A 20,080-nucleotide genomic window follows, 5' to 3' on the forward strand; every position below is an offset into this window, starting at 1 on the left:
AGCAATAATAAATTAGGAGCAGCAAGCCGAGAGCTGATGGTGGCTCACACATAATCCATTGATGCATTAGCTCGCTATTGCTTCTGCAGCTTCCTCACCGGTATTGATGGCACCTTCCATAAATCCCTGCCAGTCTGCAATATGTTCACCGGCAAAGTATACGTTTTCGAACGGTCGCCTCAGGATAGGCATTAAGGTAAACCACTGTCCGGGACGGTAGATAGCATATGCCCCGCGTGAATATTTATCATCGCCCCAGAAATACATAGCTTGATGTAGTAAGTAATCCTGCGTATGACCAAAAGCAGGCTGTAGTGCTGCATCGATCATATGGCTTCGGAATTGATCATCTTGTCGGGCGATGAAAGCGGCCTTATCCCCGATGGTGTATGAGATTAATGCGCCTTCTGGTCCTTCTTGATTTTTGGTGGCGTGGTAAAAATAATGCGCCGGTCCATCGGTAACCATGTCGAAACTTTCGTCGTTCCAGAACCGATGATTATAATATAGGACGTGTTTATTTATTCTTGCGTACTGTAGGGCATTGATAGCATCGCTTTTATCCTGAGGCAAGGCGGGCCGCCATTCTATTTTGTTTATAGCTAGCGTGGGTAAGGCACAAATGACCTTATCGGCTTCCAATATCAGTCCGCTGGCGGTATGAACCTTTACGGTGTTGCCGGTTTGATCTACTTTTACCACCGGCTCCTTGAGTAACACGCGTTCGCTGCCAATTTCCTTTATCATGGCATCAGCCAGGCGAATGTTTCCTCCCTTGATTTTAAAGTCCATTTCGTTCTTTTCGCTGCTTTCTGCGTATTCAGATAGCGCAGCAAATGCCGAAACATGACGAATGCTTTCGCCGAAATCGGTACTATCCAACAACTCTCTAATTTCTAAATCCCTTCCATCCATACCGTTGTTGACCAAATATCTCCACCAGTCCATTTTATCCAATCTGATTTTTTCATCCTCCGACATGTGAGGATAGGCTTCCAACAATCTTTCCCAGGTTTGTTGCCAGTTTTCAGAATAATTCCAGGTATTCTTCGGATAATATTTCCCTTCATAAATCAAATGCGTATCAAACCGATTATCGAGCAGTTCTAATTTGTAGTATTGGCATAACTCAATAATTCGCTCATGCGAGGCACCTATCCATTCAGCACCTAATTCCACAATATGTTGTTTTTCGGGATTCAGTTTATGAGAAAACACGCGCCCACCATAACGATTATGAGCTTCCAGTACGGTAACATGGATACCTTTTCGGGTTAACCAAGAAGCAGCAGCAAGTCCGGCAAAGCCTGCTCCTATCACCACTACTTTGGGTTTTGATTTCAAAATAAATGATGGAGTAATAAGACTACCGGCGGCCATTAGCGCCGAGGTTTTTAGGAATTCGCGTCTAGTGGGCATATATCATTTGGATAGTTTGGTAAAAATACTTTCTTAAAATTAAGCTTTTGTCACAGTAGTATCAATGGGATTTTTCCCGGTGCTATCGATCTTGAATTTTTCCTCGGTGTAATTGATGATTGTAAAATGAAAGTTATAGAAGCCTCACTCATCAAGAAGGGTTAAACAATTTACTAGTATGATCTCTTGCATTCTAATGTTTTCAAACGTTGTAAAAGCTTGTAATATTTGGGTCCGCTGCTTGGGTAGCTGATTTCAAATCAGTAAATTTAATGCTGTTCATCCGCCTTATAAATCAAAATAAGTTTTAGCTCATGAAACGACTAGCTATTTTAGGCCTCTCGTTGACTATCGGTGTTAGTACACTCGCAAGAGGTTTCCCAAAACTGATGGAGGATACGACAAAGTTGGCACGTATCCGCGATTGGGTTATCAGCGTATTGCCGCCTGATCATACACCGTATGGGACGGTGAGCCCGGTTGATAAAACCTTTGCCGACTGGGTGCACAGGACCGGTGCACTGCCTCCTGATTTTGATGCCATGCCTTCGATCGTATCGCTACCACATCCGTTGATTCTTGATGAAGGACGCAAAAACACTCCAGTAAAAACCCTTGCGCAGTGGCAACAAAAGAAGGCGCAGCTGAGAAAGGATCTGGAGTATTATATTATCGGCTCTATTCCACCGGCACCGGAAAAAATGGAGTCGAAGATTTTGGAAGAGGTAAAAGAAGGTGAGGTTATCCGTCGCATTGTGGAATTATCGTTTGGGCCCGGCAATCAGGCTAAAATGACTATCGAGCTAATGATTCCACCGGGACAAGGCCCCTTCCCTGTTTTTATGACTCAATGGAACCACCGCGAGTGGGCACAGATCGCCTTAAGGCGAGGTTATATCGGATGTGTGTATGCTGCTGCCGATATTAAAGACGATACCGAAGCCTATACTCAAATTTGGTGGCCCCAATATGATTTTTCGCGCTTGGGTCGTCGCTTGTATGGCACTTCGCGTGTAGTGGATTACTTATATCAATTGCCTTTTGTAGATAAGGAAAAAATCGCACTGACAGGCCATTCGCGAAACGGCAAGCTATCGTTAATGACGGCGGCTTTTGACGAGCGTATCAAAGCGGTGATTACTAGCAGTGCCGGTACAGGTGGTGAACTGCCTTGGCGCTATTGTTCGTATTACTATGATGTGGAAGACCTAGCATTGCTAACTACATCACAACCCACATGGTTTCATCCGCGCTTGCGTTTTTTCGTTGGGCGTGAGCACAAGTTGCCTATCGACCAAAATTCCTTTATGGCTTTGGTAGCTCCCAGAGGGCTCATGCTTAGCACCGCTCAAAACGAGCACGCCTCCAACGTGTGGGGGATGGAGCAGGCTTATCACACTACCTTGCCGGTGTTTCAATTTCTAGGCAAGCCGGAAAATTTCACCATGCGGGTAAGGCATAGCAAGCACGGTGTAAATGCACAAGATCTGGAGGACTATATCGATTTCTTCGACTATGTTTTTGGTAGAAGCAGTTATAAACCCGTTTATAAATTTTTCAACACCTATAAGTTTGAGAATTGGAAGCAACAGTCGGGTGAGGCCGTCGATCCGACACGGTATGCGGTGCGGGACGGTCGTATACAGGCCAGCTCTTTAACGGCTTGGGAGCAGACAAAGCCTCATGTATTGTCGCAGTTGCGCTGGTTGCTGGGTACCGAGCCTCCGGGGGTGAAGAATCCCGGACCAATGACTATGGAAAAGAAGGGAAGGGGAGAAGATTACGTTTTCGGCTCCTTTATTACGCGACCCACAGCCACGTCAAAGATGAAGATCATGCCCATCAATCCGTACTTTGGATTCGGCGATAATTTGTATGGTTATGTGTATTATCCGGCCGATGAGAAGGGTAACCCGATACGGAAGGACTTGCCGGTGGTAGTATATCTGCACGAGTTTGATTATTCGAAAGGCTTTGGTGCGATGGGATGGCAACATAAGATTCAATGGTTTTTTGAAAAGTTGACGGCGAAGGGATACGCGGTATTTGCTTTTGATATGGCCGGTTTTGGAACTCGTTTGGAAGAAGGAATCAGATTTTATGATCGTTATCCCAATTGGTCCAAGATGGGTAAACTGCTAGCGGACGTACGGTCGGCAGTGGATGCGCTGGAGAAACTAGAGTTTATCGATGGTAAGCGCATTTATCTGATGGGCTACTCCTTGGGTGCCAAAGTAGGACTGATGAGTGCTGCACTGGATACGCGCGTGGCAGGCGTGTTTTCGGTAGCCGGATTTGCTCCCTGGCGTGAGGTATCGCTCGATGCTGAGGGCCTGCAGGTGTACTCGCATTTACACGGTTTAATTCCTAAGTTGGGCTTTTTTGTAGGGCATGAGCGTCGCATACCGGTAGATTATCCTGAAATTATTGCATCCATAGCGCCGCGGCCTGTATGGATTATTGCGCCGGAGCTGGATCGTAATCACCCGGTCGCGGCTGTACGTTCGGCTTTGGAAGAAGTGGGAAAAGTGTATCGCCTCTATGGTGCTTCTAATATGCTCACTCACGTGTACGTAAACGATTATAATCGTTTTTCGGCGGAGATGCAGCAACAGTTATTAGATTGGTTACCGCAGCCGTAAATCGAATATATTTTTTGATCCTCTGGTAATGGGTATTGTAACGTACAACTTTCAAAATAAAAGTCAAAGCAACAAACACGCCTAGGCATTCACTAGGGCTGTTGTTTGGGCTTTATGTATTCTATAAGGTTTTTAGTTGTGATAGGTTATGGTAATTTTGGGGAGGGGTGCGGTTGTAAATGTAATAATTATGATGTTTTACAATTTACTTACAAAATACCGTAATATGATGGTTTGTTTAAAGGTTCAAACGAACGCAAAATAAATATTATACAAGCTCAGCTTCTACATATATTGGCAGATTTTATAGAGAGCATAATATATTGTTTGAAAATTAATTATTTATATTTTTCAGAGATAACAACTTGTACTATTACTATTGTTTACAGTATTGCGTATTGTTATAGAAATATCGCTTATGGGTGTAATTTGTTCTGTAACTTTAACTAAGCCATATTCAGGCAGAATGTTGTATCATTTCGGGATGTTCCGCAATAAAAAAACTACCCCGGCGATTTGATAGATGTAAGGCTAGAGCCACAGTATGGTATTGCTATAGGTTCTGTATATACAAACCAGTACTTCATGTTACAACCATGAACTAATCAGAAAAGAACAAAAAAAGTAATAATAAATGGAAGAATTAACTACAGAAATGCATAGTGAATTACTCGGTCATGAAATCAATAATTTGGATCTACGAGTGATGGCAGTTTACGGCGCCGTAAGTCGTGGGGAGAAGTTTGAAAACGCTTTAAAAGCGTACGACCTAACTGAAGAACAATACAACGATAATATTAATCGAGTTTTATCAGCTTCTGCTTAAATAACCTTCAAAAATAGCCCTTTCCGCCGGGGTTCGTAAATCAATATTCCCATACCAGTTAGTAGCTGAAAATAATTTTCAGCCATAAGGGGTTATTGGATAAATCATTCATATTGTATCTACCCATCTTGTCATTTTCTTGAAGATCGTTGTGAATTGCTTTCAATTCTGTAATAACTTTGATGTTGTACAACCGTAATGATTGAGCACCGATTGCTGTATTAGTTGTGAATTGCTTTCAATTCTGTAAATAACTTTGATGTTGTACAACCCGGGAATAATTGCATACGCTCTTTCTCCTGTTGTGAATTGCTTTCAATTCTGTAATAACTTTGATGTTGTACAACAAAATTTAATGTGTGTCAATGCGCCCTAATGTTGTGAATTGCTTTCAATTCTGTAATAACTTTGATGTTGTACAACAAACTTTGAGTGTGTCAATGCGCCCTAATGTTGTGAATTGCTTTCAATTCTGTAATAACTTTGATGTTGTACAACTTATAGCATTGGGGTTCCAAATTTAGGCATGTTGTGAATTGCTTTCAATTCTGTAATAACTTTGATGTTGTACAACTTTTTGAAAAGCGCGCCTTGTACGTAGCGGTTGTGAATTGCTTTCAATTCTGTAATAACTTTGATGTTGTACAACTTATCTTGCTGGCGAGTATGGCAGTAAGTTGTTGTGAATTGCTTTCAATTCTGTAATAACTTTGATGTTGTACAACTTATTGAAGAGTACTATTTGTCTACATCTGTTGTGAATTGCTTTCAATTCTGTAATAACTTTGATGTTGTACAACCAATCCAACCGATTCTCTTAAAGTGAGACTGTTGTGAATTGCTTTCAATTCTGTAATAACTTTGATGTTGTACAACTCTCCGTTGTAACGATGTTCGTTAATCTCGGTTGTGAATTGCTTTCAATTCTGTAATAACTTTGATGTTGTACAACCTTAAACAAAAATTAGAGCAATGGCAAAATGTTGTGAATTGCTTTCAATTCTGTAATAACTTTGATGTTGTACAACGTAGGGTGATTGTAAGCGTTAACCATATTCGTTGTGAATTGCTTTCAATTCTGTAATAACTTTGATGTTGTACAACTCAATGCACTGCCGGGTGAAGTACAGCATAGTTGTGAATTGCTTTCAATTCTGTAATAACTTTGATGTTGTACAACTTTGGTAGTTAGCTGTAATACTACTTTACAGTTGTGAATTGCTTTCAATTCTGTAATAACTTTGATGTTGTACAACAGCGTGGAGAAGATTACTACGCGTTAGGCTGTTGTGAATTGCTTTCAATTCTGTAATAACTTTGATGTTGTACAACTTTTAAACGTCTCCGTATAATTCAGGAGAGGTTGTGAATTGCTTTCAATTCTGTAATAACTTTGATGTTGTACAACTTTATATCAAGTATATAGGGCGGATTCTGTGTTGTGAATTGCTTTCAATTCTGTAATAACTTTGATGTTGTACAACAGAATTCGTTTAAGGGTTAGAAAATCAGACTCTTAGGCGTATTTCTAGAATGAAAAAAGCGGGATTTTTCCCGTTTTTTTATTGCTATTGTAGCCTATTTTCTGGTTTAAAACATTTCCAATTGCTGAGGGCCTACCGGTGCTTCAAGCTCTTTCTTACCGTGAAATATTTGTATCTGACCAAACTGTTTATCTGTAATACACATGATTCCGATATGACCTTTGGGAGGTAGTATCTTCTTTACTCTTTGAATATGCACTTCCGCATTTTCCCGGCTCATGCAATGACGGATATACATACTGAATTGAAACATCGAGAATCCATTCTCTAAAATTTCTTTTCTGAATTTTGCATAGCGTTTTCTGTCTGCTTTACTTTCGGTCGGCAGATCAAACATGACTAATACCCACATGATGCGGTAGGCGTTTAGGCGTTCGAAATTCATGGCGTTAAGGTCGTTGGCATTATCGGATAGAGCAGTTTTCTACTTTTGCCTTCGAAACACCGGGCTAAGCTGGCTGTGGTACGTTGTACAGCATTCAATAGCGGGCTTTTCTCGTAATCGATTATGACGTCTATGGCAGGAATGCTGAGCAATTGTTGTTTCATGGAGGGGGTGAGTTCTAGAAAATTGCCGTGTGTTCTAATGATGTTATAGACCACCTTGTCCACATAAGGTCGGTAGGGCTCCATGATATCATCAGCTAAGCAATAAGCATTGTACTGGTTGCGATGGTGTATACCCAGCGTAGGTAGTAATCCCGACCCCACCAAACTGCGTGCTACCACTGCCCGTAGGATAGCATAACCATAATTGAGCAAATTATTGGGTGGAGGACCTTCTCGGTGGCGTCTAAATTTAGGGAATAATGGAAAAACATGTTTCCAGTAATAGGCCGATGCCTGAGCTTCACAATTATCGCTGTCGCCACTTTTTACATTTGAAGCCAATTGCAATAAGACTTTATTAGGAATGCGATATTGCTGTAGGAGAAACGCTTGATTGGTGATTTTGGCAATAACAGTTTGTTGCCAGAGCTGTTTTTTAAGGGGTAAGGACGCTTCAATTTGATATTGAAAGCGCTGACTTTGTAGGGTGTGACCGTCCAAGTTCAGAAATAAACCGGTGGGGTGGTGAATATCGTTACAGATAATGACTGCCGTGTTATTATCCAGTAATCGAGCGAGTAATGCCTGGGTGATGGTGATTTGCTGATGATCCAAAATCACCACACCGATATCTTCTATGGCAGCCGTTTTAATTTCACCTGTTTCCGGCAATTCAATAACCAACTGCTTATTTTGTGTTTTTAAATAAGCCGGGCTGCCAAAATACAAAGTTCGTTTAAGCATATATTCATTAATATTCTCCTACTTGAACGATATCTCCCAAATGATTTATTCGAACTTTTATTATACCTTTAATTCCAATCAAGCTACATCTTTTATAAGTAACTCCTTTTAATTCCGATTTTGCTTCTACTGTAGTTTCTAAATGATTTCTAAACCAATAATCTCCATTTGCAATCTTTTGCACCCTAAACAAATTCGGGCTAATTAGATTTTTGTTTTGAGGATCTAAAAGGTCAATTCCTTGTGGGTTAAATCCGGTTTGATCATTGGGAAATACAAACATTTCGTTTTGCTTCATGGTAAAGAGGAACTCCCAGTCTTTTTCAGGAAGATTACTTAAAATCAATTCCTCTTTTATTCCTTTGTTTAAAACCAAATCAATATCCTCAATTGGATTTTTAAAAATCAACGGCAAACCGTAATTTTTTCTTAAAACGGCTTCCATAAAGGATACAACTCTTTCTTGCAAATTACCCTTTGCATCTCTGTAAATAGCTACATGATGGTTATTTCCGGTACTCACAAAATCCACAGGAATACGTTCGCCTCGTTCATCTAAAAGATAATTGCCCAAATGGTCTCTCTTAAAATGTAACGGTTCGGCATTTTTGACCCCGGAAATTCGAACTCGCTTAATGACTTGGCCATTCTTATGGTAAATAGGATTTTTATCTAAATCTGAAAATGCCTTTTTAGCATCTCCATATTCCTTTAATCTTTGTCTCAAGATTTCCCTTACCCCATGGTCAATAATCTTCTCAAGCGATTTTTCATCTTTGAAGTTTTCAGGAGTAATGTCTTTTCTTATCGCATAATCCGATTCTAACCAAGTTAATTTCACTTTTTCAGGCATCGTTTCTGTTCGGGTTTCATCCAAGTAAATCGGATTCTTGCTCAATGCGTTTTTGCCTGTAAACGCTTTTTTCGGGTCATTATCATTGGCTTGTAATCGTTCTAACAACAATTTTTTATACAAAGGATGAGCTACCATCGCAATCGTTGCTTCATCGAACTTGCCATCGATTTTTACTTCTTTGCTCTCGTAATAATGATATTTTCCGTATATCGTTTCTTTGTGCAATTGTCCCCGAGGCGTTAGTTCGATTTTTACCAACTCCCCTTTCTTGGATTTGGTGATATTTTTATTGCGGGTAACGACTTTGTTCTTTGCTTTGTGAGACACCAATATACTTTCTAAATGCTCTTTGGCCTGCTGACGAAAGTTAGGGATAGGCAGTTTAAATACCCGTTTTTTATTGCCTTGGTCATCATACTTCCACTCGATGAATTTTTCTTCAATGCCTTTGATATTATGATGTTCTTTGTGTGTCGCATTATAGCGAGCATTGAGGTAGTTGAGATAGCTGATGTACTGACGTTTGGTAAACGCTACCGTTAAAGCGTCCATAGCATGATGGCGGTGGTCGTTGCGCTTCGTCCAATCTTTAATCACTTCTACCTTATTACCGTCTTTTCGTTCTTGGAATTCAGTCAATCCCAATGCACGGTATTTCGGCAAGTTAATTTCTTTCATTACATTAATCAATCCCCAATCTTCACGCAAACGGTCCGTAATACTTCCGCTTGTAGCAACGACATGCCTTGCTATTTCATTTAAAATTTCTTTCGCCTTCTTGGCTATATATTGACTATCTCGTAAGTCGCGTTCGATAAAGCCATCGCCAATTTTCGATTCTTGCTTCAGCAATTTTTGATACTTGGCTTTAGAGATTTTCCCTTCTTTGTACAAATTATCGACAACAGACAGGTAGGTTTCGAAATCTTCTTTCGATTGTCTACTCATGTAATCAAAGGCCGTATTATTACCTTTATCCAAATTGGATTGGCGAGGCACCAATACTTTATTGGAGAAACTGTCGTCAAACAATCTGGATTGTGGGATAATATGGTCTACATCATACTCTTTACTGAAAAGCTTATGATAATCGATTTTGGTATTGGTGTATAAATCCTTATACCCATTAAAAGCCAATTCCTGATACAGCTTATATTTCACAATATCGTTTCTGGTAGGATTAAGAATACCAAAATCTTTCCTGATTATTTCTACTATTTTCTCATTTTCGCCTTTAGCTTTATTGATCTGGGAAGTCATCTCAGCACGTTCTTTGGCATTCTTTTTCAATTCACGGGCAAGCTCTATGCGAATTTCATCGAATTTAAAATTCGGATCTGTTTTTCTGTTTTTATCCAATAGAGCATTGACCACATTGATCATTTGGTTGAGAATCTTCTCTACCACCGGATTGCGCAGACTATTTTTAGGTAATAGCTCCAATTTGTCTTTTAAGACTCGTTGCTCATTTTCTTCTTTGGTGATGGAATCTTTTGAATGTCTATAGCCTGCCAATTCACACGCCGTACTGTACTTGTTTTCTTTTATGTACGGATATATCTTACGCATGGCTTTGGTACTCAGGCTTCCGTAATCATCCTGAAAACTAACATTCACCAAAATCTTTGCATGCTCCGGTTGAAAACCGAAATTCTCGCATAGTTTTTTCTTAAGTCCGATATGTTCCTGACCATAGGTCAAAATATCTTCCTCGGAGTATTTTTTATCATCATCCTCGGCAGAATACAATAAATGCCACAGTTGATATGACTTCTGCAGCTCAAAGGCCTTGCCATCCAATTCAGCATTGAATTCCAATATTTCCGTGTCGATACCCAAATCTTCAAAAATGGGTTTCACCATTTCTTTTATCTCACCTGCAGGTGTTTTTAGATCGGCCACATTAATATCATCCTTGTCGGACAATTTTAAAAGATCTTCGTTGTATCCTTCTATTTCAAGGATTTTCAGATATGCGTTGTATAAAGCCTGATTGGTTCTGTTTCCTTCTAATTGTGTATGATTGACTTCCCAATCAGCAGGTTTATGCCCCAAAATTTCTATAATTCGAGCAGAAGAAAGATTGCCTTTTAAGTTTAATTCTTCAAATAAGGTTTCTTTAGCTTCTAAACTCAGTTCCAAAACTTCTGCATCTTCCGAGAAATTTGTTAGTGTATCTTGAGCCTTCCTTTTCTTGCTTCCTTTTTTTCGAACAAGAACATTGTTCAAGTTCTGCCAAATCTTGAATTCTTGGAATAATGGCGATGATTTTGGGGCTACTCTTGCACCTATGGTACTTTTTTTACCATTAATTTCAACCTTTTTACTTTCAAATTCGCAGAAACTGATTAACCCTTTTTGAGATTTTAATTTACGCTGATAGAAAATAATTATGTCTCTAATTTCTTCTTTCAGTTTATCGGTCAGTTCCGGATGATGTTTTCGCTGTTCCTCCCAAATCGCCTCAAACTCATCCATATAATCCTGGCGATAGAACACCTGGTTCTTTAAGCGAATATGTCTGTTTTGCAAAAGCTGATTGTAAAGGTATTGGCCTACAGTGAGTTTATTGAAAAATAGTTCCTTACTTCTATCGGAGATTTCACCCAAATAACCGCTCGATTGATTGATATCATTATTGATTTCGGTTAACACAAAAGCTACCTGTTCTTGGGACAATTGTTGAGTAAGGGCATCATTTCTCCATTTGTATGCTTGAAGTTTTTTCTTTTCTCGGGTTGATAGTGTGATGGTTTTTTCATTTTTCAAACCATCTTCCATATCCTTAATATCTGCTGTATAGACATTGGCTATAGCCAAAATTCGCTTTCTGGTATTTTCTTTTCCCTGACCTTTTAAGGCTATATATAATTCTTCTGTTAGAAAGTCCGGATAATATGCTCTTTGTTTATTCCAAACTTTATCAAATTCTGCCTGCAAATCCGAACGATAAAAATCGGGCAATTTCTTCTTGCCTTCTAAAAGCAACTGAAAAGACAACTGTCCCGGTGTCAGATTTTCTTCGTACAACCTTTTGGCGATGGCCATACCATCAATTGCGTGCCCTTCTTCCTCATTTTTAGCTTTACGAGAACTTTTGTATCCCCGTTTTTTATTGATAGCCAATAAAACCCTTGCCAATTCATCCTTTTCAATTTTTTCGCTTACGGCTTTCGCTCGCAGACGCCAGGTTTCGTGCGTTGTATTTTTACCGTCTTCAGCCAATTTGCTTTCAGCGGTGATGATATTAGCTTTCTTCAAAGCATCGATAAGATGTTCTCTACGCAATTGGTATCTATCGAGATTACGACGCATACCACGCTTTAAAGTCCGGTCAGCATTGGTCGTAATAGGTTTTCCTTTTTCAAAATTTGTTTGTTCATCCGTTGTAAGTGGATTAACACGAACACCAATTTGAACAATGCTTGAATTTTCAGGACTTTCTTCTTCAATAACGTGGGCCCACCCAATAGAGTTGGTACCTAGGTCTAAACCGAGAATATTTTTCATCTGCCAGCAGTTTTAGTGTATAGGATAAATATATAAAAATTTTTCATAAAAAGTTGAGTGTTAATTAAAAATAGGGTAGATAGTGGAGTGGGTAATTTGGATGGAGCTAAAGAAATTATTAATTTTACTATTGAAAGCAATTCACAATAAGGATGATTCCGTTGTGAAAACATTTGGGTCGCCTCTTGTCCATTAATCAGGGGGCATTTTTTATGCCTGCCCATTTATATTTGATATTGCATGCAAATATCTTGTAACATATATAGGCTCCATGCTGTTTATTTGTTTTAATAAAAAATAGCATATTTGCTAAATGAACAATGGCATTGTATCTAAAAATGCTATATCCTGTAAAAAACAATTATTGAGGAACACTGTTATATCATTTGTGCAGATGCTAACCGTTGTATTTGGATATCTTGTTTGATTGAACTTTCAATATATGCGATTCCTTTGGCTCTTATTCATTCCGTTTTTTTCTTTCTCTCAGGTGGTAAAATTTAGACAGTATCGAGAAGGCGAAATCTTCAGATACAAGCTTACAACGGACACCTATAACAATGATAAATATACAGGCACTTCGGTGGCGATTTCGGAGCATCGTGTGGTAAAAGAGGGCTCTATATGGGCAGAATCAATTAAATGGTTGGAGAAGGCCAGTTTTACTTCCAAGGATACCCTTAACTTGAGCACTGCCGCTTTATCCGTAAAGCCCTATTCTGTATCTCTAGCTCCTGAAGGGAGGGTATTGCTGCCCAAGCTTTCGGTACCGGATATGGTAGGAGAGATCACCGATTTAAACACATTTTATGTGGCTATAGCTCCTGCGTTGAAGGCTCAGGCTTTGTCCGAGAATAATCGGGAATTCATCAATCCCGAACTTCGAAAAGGCAATTTCGCAGATAGTATGACCATCCTTTACGGAACGGACTGCATTCAAGTGACCCAACGTTTGATAAGTACTGATAAGCAGTATACCATTGTGGAAACCAAGTTTAGTCCTCCTGTTGTACCCTGTTTAGAACCACTTATTGATACCATCGCTACTTCCATTTTCGACTATCCCAACAACTTTCAGATGATTAGAAAGGGGAATGGCGATAAGGTAAATTTATTCTGGGGTGTGGAGGAGTTTATTATTATGTCTAAGATCGACAATCAAAACGGACAGATCGTGGAGGCATCGATGGACAATCGATTAAAGCTTCGCATGCGCTACAACGCTTCACCGGATTTGAAAACATATGATGTGGAAATGCCGGTAACGCTTAGAAGAAATCTTAAATTGGAATTACTAAAATAAAAAATGAGTCAGGTCTTCGGTGTCAGATGGGCTATCTGATTCAGCATCCTGACTCACCTCCCGCAAAAATTAAAAAACTGAAAATACATTTCTGGTAAATCGAAGTAAATTCGATACTCTTATTAGGTTTCGAAATGCAAGTATTTAGGTGTATGGCCATCTAAACAAACACTTACATACTTTCTTCATCATCATCAAAACCTAGCTCCTCATCGTCGTCATGATGAGTACTACCGATATTGAGCATACTACCGAAGAGATCCTTAAACTCAATTTGTGTTTCAAAAATTTTCTTACTAATGGAAGAATAAGCCGCTAATCCGTGCAATACAAACTCCATCAGTAGGCCGGTCTGCATGTCGTTGGCTCCCGGAAAAAATTGCTTCACCAAGGCGTGTAGTCCGTCCACGGCGTACAACAATTGTAATTTTTCCTCGTCTTTAGTATGGAAGGGGATTGTCAATTGATTGCCTTTGTCGAACCAGCCGATGATGGCGCGATAAGGATTTTCATCGGCTTTCTGTTGTGCCGAAGGTTTGCCGGTATTTCTTCTTTTCTTTAGCTGCTCCGGATTGGGGAAGTATTGTACAAACTGCGTGCGGATGGCTTTTTCCAATAAATTCATGGCTACCTGGTAGGGGCCTTCTTGCTCACCTTCGTACACCAGCTCTACCTTTCCGGTAATGGATGGAATAATGCCAATAAGGTCGGCAATCCACACTTGGGTTTTCGATTCGTTATTGATCAATGCGCGTCTTTCCGCTGCACTTACGGCGTTTTCTCTTGCCGAAATAGTCAATCTGGCGCTTACACCGCTTTTTTTGTCCACAAATTCACTGTTGCGGGCTTCAAAAGCCACTTGTTCTATCAGGCGCTTGATAAGATCGCTCACCGCCACTTTTTCCGCTACATCGGCAGCGATATCGGCTTCCTGTTCGGTAATTTCCAGAGCGTGCTCCAATGTTTTGGGATAGTGGGTGAGGATCTGACTTTCTATCCGGTCTTTCAGTGGCGTAACAATAGAGCCGCGGTTGGTATAATCCTCGGGGTTGGCCGTAAATACAAAAAGAATATCCAGGGGCAGCCTTAATTTGAAACCACGTATCTGAATATCGCCTTCCTCCAAGATATTAAATAAAGCTACCTGTATCCGTGCTTGCAGATCGGGCAATTCGTTAATGACAAAGATGCCGCGATTGCTGCGCGGAATAATACCATAATGCAAAACTCGTTCGTCAGCAAAGCTGAGTTTGAGGTTAGCAGCTTTAATAGGATCGATATCGCCGATGAGATCTGCCACACTCACGTCAGGCGTAGCCAGTTTTTCGGCATAACGTTGACTGCGGTGTACCCACTCAATAGGCGTGTCATTGCCTTTTTCGGCAATGAGGTCTTGGGCATACTTCGAGATGGGGTTTAAAGGATCGTCGTTGATATCGCTGCCGGCTACTATGGGAATGTATTCATCCAATAGTTCGGTCATCTGGCGTGCCATGCGGGTTTTGGCTTGTCCGCGCAAGCCCAACAATAGGATATTGTGTTTGCTTAGGAGGGCGCGCTCCACATCGGGAATTACCGAATCTTCATAACCGATGATGCCCGAAAAAGTGGTTTCGCCGCTTTTGAGTTTTTGTATAAGGTTCTGACGAATTTCTTCTTTTATGGATTTAGATTGATATCCTGACTGAATCAGCTCTCCGAGGGTAGTTGCATTCATATATTGTAAACGTCGGTTTTAGTAAATGATTGTTTTTGTTGTAATGAAAAGTGGTGTCTTAATGCTGTTAAGTTTAGAATACATTTTTCGACTTGCCTCTTTCAAAGTCTTTAAAGATAAAACTTCCCAGATTATCTAAAGAAGCAAAATAAGCTTTACCGTTATTCATTTCGGTGAATTCATGTACAAAGCGCTGTAGATAAGGATCGGTAGCAATCATGAATGTGGTGATGGTGATTTTATTTTTTTTGCATTGAGCAGCCAGATTGAGGCATCTGTTGACCACTTTTCTATCCAACCCAAAAGCATTTTTGTAATAGCGGTTGCCAATTTTCAGACAGGTGGGCTTTCCGTCTGTGATCATGAAGATTTGTTTATTAGGATTTTTTCTTCTACGTAAGATATCCATGGCCAATTCCAGCCCCGCTACCGTATTGGTATGGTAGGGGCCCACCTGCAGATAAGGAAGATCCTTGATGGCCACCGGCCATGCGTCATTGCCAAACACTACAATGTCCAGTGTGTCCTTCGGATATCGGGTCGTAATCAGTTCGCTCAGCGCCATGGCTACTTTCTTGGCAGGAGTGATGCGGTCCTCTCCGTATAGAATCATGGAGTGGGAGATGTCGATCATGAGCACCGTGGAGGTCTGGGTTTTGAAGTCGGTTTCGCGAATGCTGAGATCGTCTTCGCGCAGCATAAAACTTTCAATACCGTGATTGATTTGCGCGTTTCGGATCGACTCGGTGAAATCAATTTGTTCCAGCATGTCGCCGAATTGAAAAGGGCGCGTTTCGGGATTGATTTCATCGCCCTGTCCCGGCTTAAAGGTTCTGTGATCACCTTTGGAACCTTTGCGCAGTTTTCCGAAGATTTCTTCCAGGCTTTTTTTACGGATGCCTTGCTCGGTTTTAGGAGTGATTCTGATTTCGCCTCTTTGCGGATCTTCGGTAATGTAACCTTTCTCTTTCAGGTCTTCAATAAAATCGCCGATACCGTACTCATCATCTGTAAGTTGATACTCTTTATCCAGATGGTTTAGCCACTGTAGTGCTTCGGCCACATCTCCGCTGGTATATGTAAGGAGTTGCAGGAATACATCCAAAAGTTTATCAAATGGAGATTTTCCCTGCAGGTTAGGATCAAATTTTGAAAAATGAAAGCCTCGCATATCTATAAATATAACACATTATCAAATGAGATGTTTGCCATTGTGGAAACTATTGCCAAGCTTTTTGAAAACCAATAAAAAAGCTGCCCGTAAAGGCAGCTTTTGACAAATATAATTTTCTCGGCAAGATGCTACTTTGTAGCCTCCTGAGTCGCTTTTTGAGCACTGTCGGCGGCCTGTTGGGCTTCCTGCGGATTGATTTCCGGAATCTGCTGTGCCGCTTTTTTTGTGGGATCGTAGGTTTGCTCCACCTGTTTGAGTACTTCATCCATGATTTCGTTGAGGATGACTTCGGTGTACTCTAAGCCTGAGTAGTACTCGGGCTTATTATTTTTCAAATACTCGTAGTAAGCTCTTTGATCCACTATATCTTTTCTTACTGCTTCGGCAATCTGTCTAGCACGATCAAACATACCGGCTTTGTAATGTGCTTCTACCAGTAAGATGCCGGTTTGATTGTGCATGCTGTAACGGCTGGTCATACCATAAGGCAGATTTTCCGGCAGTATGTTCTGGGCCTCTTTTTCCAGAAGTTTTATAGCCTCTTCTTTTCTGCCCGCATCGGCCAGATTACCGGCGGCTTCTGCAAAGATGGCTCTGATGTTCAGCAGGTACTGTCTGTTCACTTCATCAAAATACACACCTTTTTTATTAGCGCCACCAAATTCAAATTTTTTGTGGAGGTTGTTGAAGATGACTTCCAGATTGTTATCTCTTACTGAGGTACCTCCCGCCCTCATGGAGCGCATTGCCTGATCGGTTACCCAGTTCTGCTGGGGTGTCTTTACAGGGAATGGTACGAGTCTGTAAGTTAGCCCATCCTTGCGCAAATAGTGGCCGAAGCCTAAATCGCCATATGCCGCAGTGAAGTAGATGGGGCGCTGCCATTTGTTAGTGGCAATGATGTTCAGCATGATCAGATCGTTACGAGTTAATGCCGAGGCTGGTATATCGAACTGAATCTGATCAGCGATGCTGTCTGTAGGATTCGCAGTACCATTCTTACGTACCACTTCTTTGTCTACAGGAACAAAGAATTTTCTGAAAGGCATGATGCCGGGGCCTACATCGTTTCCATCTTCATCCGTTACGCTTTGTCCTAGATAATCCTTCATCACGTCGTATAATGGATAATAGGCGTTAGGATCGAGCTTATCGCCTCCCTGATTACCGATACGGATATATTCTCTGTTATGTCCTTGTATTTGTTCGGGAGACCAGATCACATCTACACTATCGGCATCATTAATCTTATATCTCAATTGGTTGATATACCAGTCAATACCTAAAAGGCTGGTATTGATGATGCGAATATCTTTTCTGATACCTTCTACTTCCTGAGCGTACCATAGAGGATAGGTATCGTTATCTCCAAAGGTGAATAGGATGGCATTGGGTGCGCAGCTCTCCAGATAGTCTTTAGCTAGGTCGGGAGCCAGCGTTTTTTGGCTACGATCGTGATCATCCCATTCTTGTTGTGCCATAAGCGCAGGTACGAAAAGGCAGATTACGGAAGCCACAATGCCGGCTGTTTTTAAATTGGTGCCTTTAGCCGATAAGGCTCGTACGATTAGCGTTATCGCTATTACTACCAGTACAAACCACAAAGCTGCGAATATGGAAGCTGTGATGGTACCTTTGAAGGTAGCGGTGAGGCTGCTGATAAGTGTTACCAAGAAGGCCAGGGTAGCCCCGTATGTTAATATTTTCTTGAATAAATCTTTTTCAAGCTTTTCTACCGCCATTCTTACAAATGCTAATACGGAAAGGCCGATCCAGATGGTGAATACATAGCAGGCTCCAACGAACACATAATCTCGCTCTCTAGGCATATTACCCGGTGCATTCAGGTAGATCACTAGCGCCTCTCCCATAAAGAAGAAGAAGATCAGCGTTACGATAAAGTCCCTGCGGTTTTTCAGCAATTGATATACAAAGCCCAAAATGCCTAACACAAAGGGCAGCATATAGAGCTTATTATGTCCTTTATTATTTTTAAGGCTGTCTGGCAGTTTGCTTTGATCGCCCAAGCGCGGGCTATCAATCAGGCTGATACCAGATATCCAGTTGCCATCCCGCTTATTGCCGAATCCCTGCAAGTCGTTCTGACGTCCTGCAAAATTCCACATGAAGTAACGCATGAAGAGAAAATCGGTCTGATAGGAGAGGAACCAGTTGATATTGTCGGCATAGCTGGGTGCGCCATAATGAATCTGACCGGTCTGTTCATCGCGTTGCTGGTCTAAGTTAAGCCAGTCGGCATAAAACTGAGCATGTCCCTGAGCATTGCTGGGATCCCAAACTCTGGGGAATAGCTGCATATCGCTTTTCTGATATACATATTCGCGTCTACGTCCAATAGGAATGTATTTGTCTTTCCCTTTGGAGTATTGCATTTCCTTGTATTTTATAACGGGGTATCCCACCGCATCACGTTCTACTTCTGCAGCATAGTGCGGGCCATAAATCAATGGGGCGCTACCGTATTGTTCGCGAGACAGGTAATACACTAGATTGATGGGGTTATCCACATTATTCATGTCAATGGCCGGGTCGGCATTACTGCGGATCATGGAAGTGAAGTACATGGAGTACCCCAACATCATGAACGCATAACACCACAATAAAAGTTTAAGAATACCTAGTGTAGCCGGCTTGATAAAATAACCCAATACGCCACCAATCGCTAGTAATAAAATGATTTTAAAAGCAGCTCCTGTTGAGGAGAATGCAAATGGCAAAAAGGCCATGGTGAAGAATAGTGCGGCCCAAATTAACAAAGAGGTTTTTGAAACATTATTCTTAAAGCGCAATCCCCACACAATGAGTGCAGCAAGTACCACAAAATAAATGGCAAAGCCCGAGAAGAACGGTAGTCCGAATTTGTTTACAAAGAATACATCGAATAATCCTGCTGCTTTCATGCTGTATTGAATTACCGCCACTTGTACGATGCCGGTGATGGCACAACCTACTAGAAATGCAATCAATGCTCCGCGGTTAGTGGCTTTATATCGGCGGTAATAATAAATCATTACAATAGCAGGAATGGTAAGCAGGTTTAGGAGGTGTACGCCGATGGATAGTCCCATCATAAAGAAGAGGAATATAATCCAGCGGTCGCTTTTAGCGCGTTCCATTTCATTGGTAGCGCGTTCGTCTGCATGTTCCCATTTTAATATCAGCCAAAATACTAATGCTGTAAACAATGAAGACAAAGCGTATACTTCGCCCTCTACTGCACTGTACCAAAAAGAATCTGTAAATGTGTATGCCAATGCACCGATTACACCCGCCCCCATCACAGTTATTAACTGAGCAGGAGAGAGCTCTTCGCCTACATTTACATACATTTTGCGGGCGAAGTGTGTAATAGTCCAGAAAAGAAAGAGAATGGTGCCTGAACTAGCAAGGGCACTCATAAAGTTTACGGCATTGGCCGCAGTCATTGCATTATCTCCGAACAGGATAATAAAAAAGCGTCCCAATAAAGTAAACATGGGGGCTCCCGGAGGGTGAGGCATTCCTAATTTGAAGGCGCAAGCAACGAACTCGCCACAGTCCCATAATGATCCGCGAGCTTCACGAGTAAATACATACGTTAATGTAGCAATGACAAATACAATCCAACCTGTAATATTGTTTACTTTTCTGAAATTCATTGACAAATAAATTTGTTGATGCTCACAAAAATAGGGATAAACCTATCATTTAAACGTTTCGGAAAGGTATTATGAAAAATTTTAAATATAGGAAAAAGCTTTTGTAGCACTATCTGCAAGAAAATAGGGGCTAAAGT

At 41.0% G+C, this 20,080-nt stretch carries 10 protein-coding genes and 1 CRISPR repeat array; of the genes, 3 read left to right on the plus strand and 7 right to left on the minus strand.

Annotated features, from left to right (window positions below; translation table 11 throughout):
- Positions 1–66: 66 nt before the first annotated feature.
- Positions 67–1,419 carry a flavin monoamine oxidase family protein gene (locus V2H41_RS03590; RefSeq protein ID WP_330973757.1) on the minus strand — a complete coding sequence of 451 codons (1,353 nt, stop codon included), beginning with the start codon at positions 1,417–1,419 and terminating at the stop codon, positions 67–69.
- Between the two features lie 314 nt (positions 1,420–1,733).
- Between V2H41_RS03590 and V2H41_RS03595 the strand changes: the two genes are divergently transcribed.
- Entirely contained in the window at positions 1,734–4,061 is a 2,328-nt protein-coding gene (locus tag V2H41_RS03595; protein ID WP_330973758.1) for an alpha/beta fold hydrolase, read from the plus strand.
- Between the two features lie 655 nt (positions 4,062–4,716).
- Positions 4,717–4,887, plus strand: coding sequence for a hypothetical protein (locus tag V2H41_RS03600; protein ID WP_330973759.1), 171 nt, complete (start codon positions 4,717–4,719; stop codon positions 4,885–4,887).
- 148 nt (positions 4,888–5,035) lie between these two features.
- Positions 5,036–6,371: a CRISPR direct-repeat array (repeat unit 46 nt; unit sequence GTTGTGAATTGCTTTCAATTCTGTAATAACTTTGATGTTGTACAAC).
- Between the two features lie 106 nt (positions 6,372–6,477).
- Here the strand turns inward: V2H41_RS03600 and cas2 are convergent.
- Genes cas2 through cas9 form a run of 3 tightly spaced genes read right to left on the minus strand, consistent with a single transcriptional unit; the run spans position 6,478 to position 12,090 of the window.
- Positions 6,478–6,816: a CRISPR-associated endonuclease Cas2 gene (cas2, locus tag V2H41_RS03605; RefSeq protein WP_330973760.1), complete on the minus strand. Its 339-nt coding sequence runs from the start codon at positions 6,814–6,816 to the stop codon at positions 6,478–6,480.
- Entirely contained in the window at positions 6,813–7,724 is a 912-nt protein-coding gene (gene cas1 / locus V2H41_RS03610; RefSeq protein WP_330973761.1) for a type II CRISPR-associated endonuclease Cas1, read from the minus strand. Before cas1 ends, cas2 begins: the two co-directional genes overlap by 4 nt.
- 7 nt (positions 7,725–7,731) lie before the next feature.
- Positions 7,732–12,090: a type II CRISPR RNA-guided endonuclease Cas9 gene (gene cas9, locus V2H41_RS03615; protein ID WP_330973762.1), complete on the minus strand. Its 4,359-nt coding sequence runs from the start codon at positions 12,088–12,090 to the stop codon at positions 7,732–7,734.
- Between the two features lie 442 nt (positions 12,091–12,532).
- Between cas9 and V2H41_RS03620 the strand changes: the two genes are divergently transcribed.
- Complete coding sequence (locus tag V2H41_RS03620; RefSeq protein WP_330973763.1) at positions 12,533–13,393, plus strand: hypothetical protein; 861 nt, start codon at positions 12,533–12,535, stop codon at positions 13,391–13,393.
- Between the two features lie 172 nt (positions 13,394–13,565).
- Here the strand turns inward: V2H41_RS03620 and V2H41_RS03625 are convergent, their stop codons facing one another.
- The 3 genes from V2H41_RS03625 to V2H41_RS03635 all read right to left on the minus strand — a co-directional run bounded on the left by V2H41_RS03625 (position 13,566) and on the right by V2H41_RS03635 (position 19,943).
- Positions 13,566–15,110, minus strand: coding sequence for a magnesium chelatase ATPase subunit I (locus tag V2H41_RS03625; RefSeq protein ID WP_330973764.1), 1,545 nt, complete (start codon positions 15,108–15,110; stop codon positions 13,566–13,568).
- A gap of 73 nt (positions 15,111–15,183) precedes the next feature.
- Entirely contained in the window at positions 15,184–16,281 is a 1,098-nt protein-coding gene (locus V2H41_RS03630; protein WP_330973765.1) for a vWA domain-containing protein, read from the minus strand.
- A 131-nt stretch (positions 16,282–16,412) separates the two neighbouring features.
- A complete protein-coding gene (locus tag V2H41_RS03635) occupies positions 16,413–19,943 on the minus strand; it encodes a glycosyltransferase family 117 protein (protein WP_330973766.1) in 3,531 nt (1,176 codons plus the stop codon).
- Positions 19,944–20,080 lie beyond the last annotated feature (137 nt).

The sequence above is a fragment of the Niabella digestorum genome (assembly GCF_036409055.1).
Taxonomy (GTDB): domain Bacteria; phylum Bacteroidota; class Bacteroidia; order Chitinophagales; family Chitinophagaceae; genus Niabella; species Niabella composti.

Coding starts and splice junctions, on each gene's coding strand:
- V2H41_RS03590 (WP_330973757.1), bottom strand. CDS start 1,419: ATGCCCACTAGACGCGAATTCCTAAAAACCTCGGCGCTAATGGCCGCC.
- V2H41_RS03595 (WP_330973758.1), top strand. CDS start 1,734: ATGAAACGACTAGCTATTTTAGGCCTCTCGTTGACTATCGGTGTTAGT.
- V2H41_RS03600 (WP_330973759.1), top strand. CDS start 4,717: ATGCATAGTGAATTACTCGGTCATGAAATCAATAATTTGGATCTACGA.
- cas2 (WP_330973760.1), bottom strand. CDS start 6,816: ATGAATTTCGAACGCCTAAACGCCTACCGCATCATGTGGGTATTAGTC.
- cas1 (WP_330973761.1), bottom strand. CDS start 7,724: ATGCTTAAACGAACTTTGTATTTTGGCAGCCCGGCTTATTTAAAAACA.
- cas9 (WP_330973762.1), bottom strand. CDS start 12,090: ATGAAAAATATTCTCGGTTTAGACCTAGGTACCAACTCTATTGGGTGG.
- V2H41_RS03620 (WP_330973763.1), top strand. CDS start 12,533: ATGCGATTCCTTTGGCTCTTATTCATTCCGTTTTTTTCTTTCTCTCAG.
- V2H41_RS03625 (WP_330973764.1), bottom strand. CDS start 15,110: ATGAATGCAACTACCCTCGGAGAGCTGATTCAGTCAGGATATCAATCT.
- V2H41_RS03630 (WP_330973765.1), bottom strand. CDS start 16,281: ATGCGAGGCTTTCATTTTTCAAAATTTGATCCTAACCTGCAGGGAAAA.
- V2H41_RS03635 (WP_330973766.1), bottom strand. CDS start 19,943: ATGAATTTCAGAAAAGTAAACAATATTACAGGTTGGATTGTATTTGTC.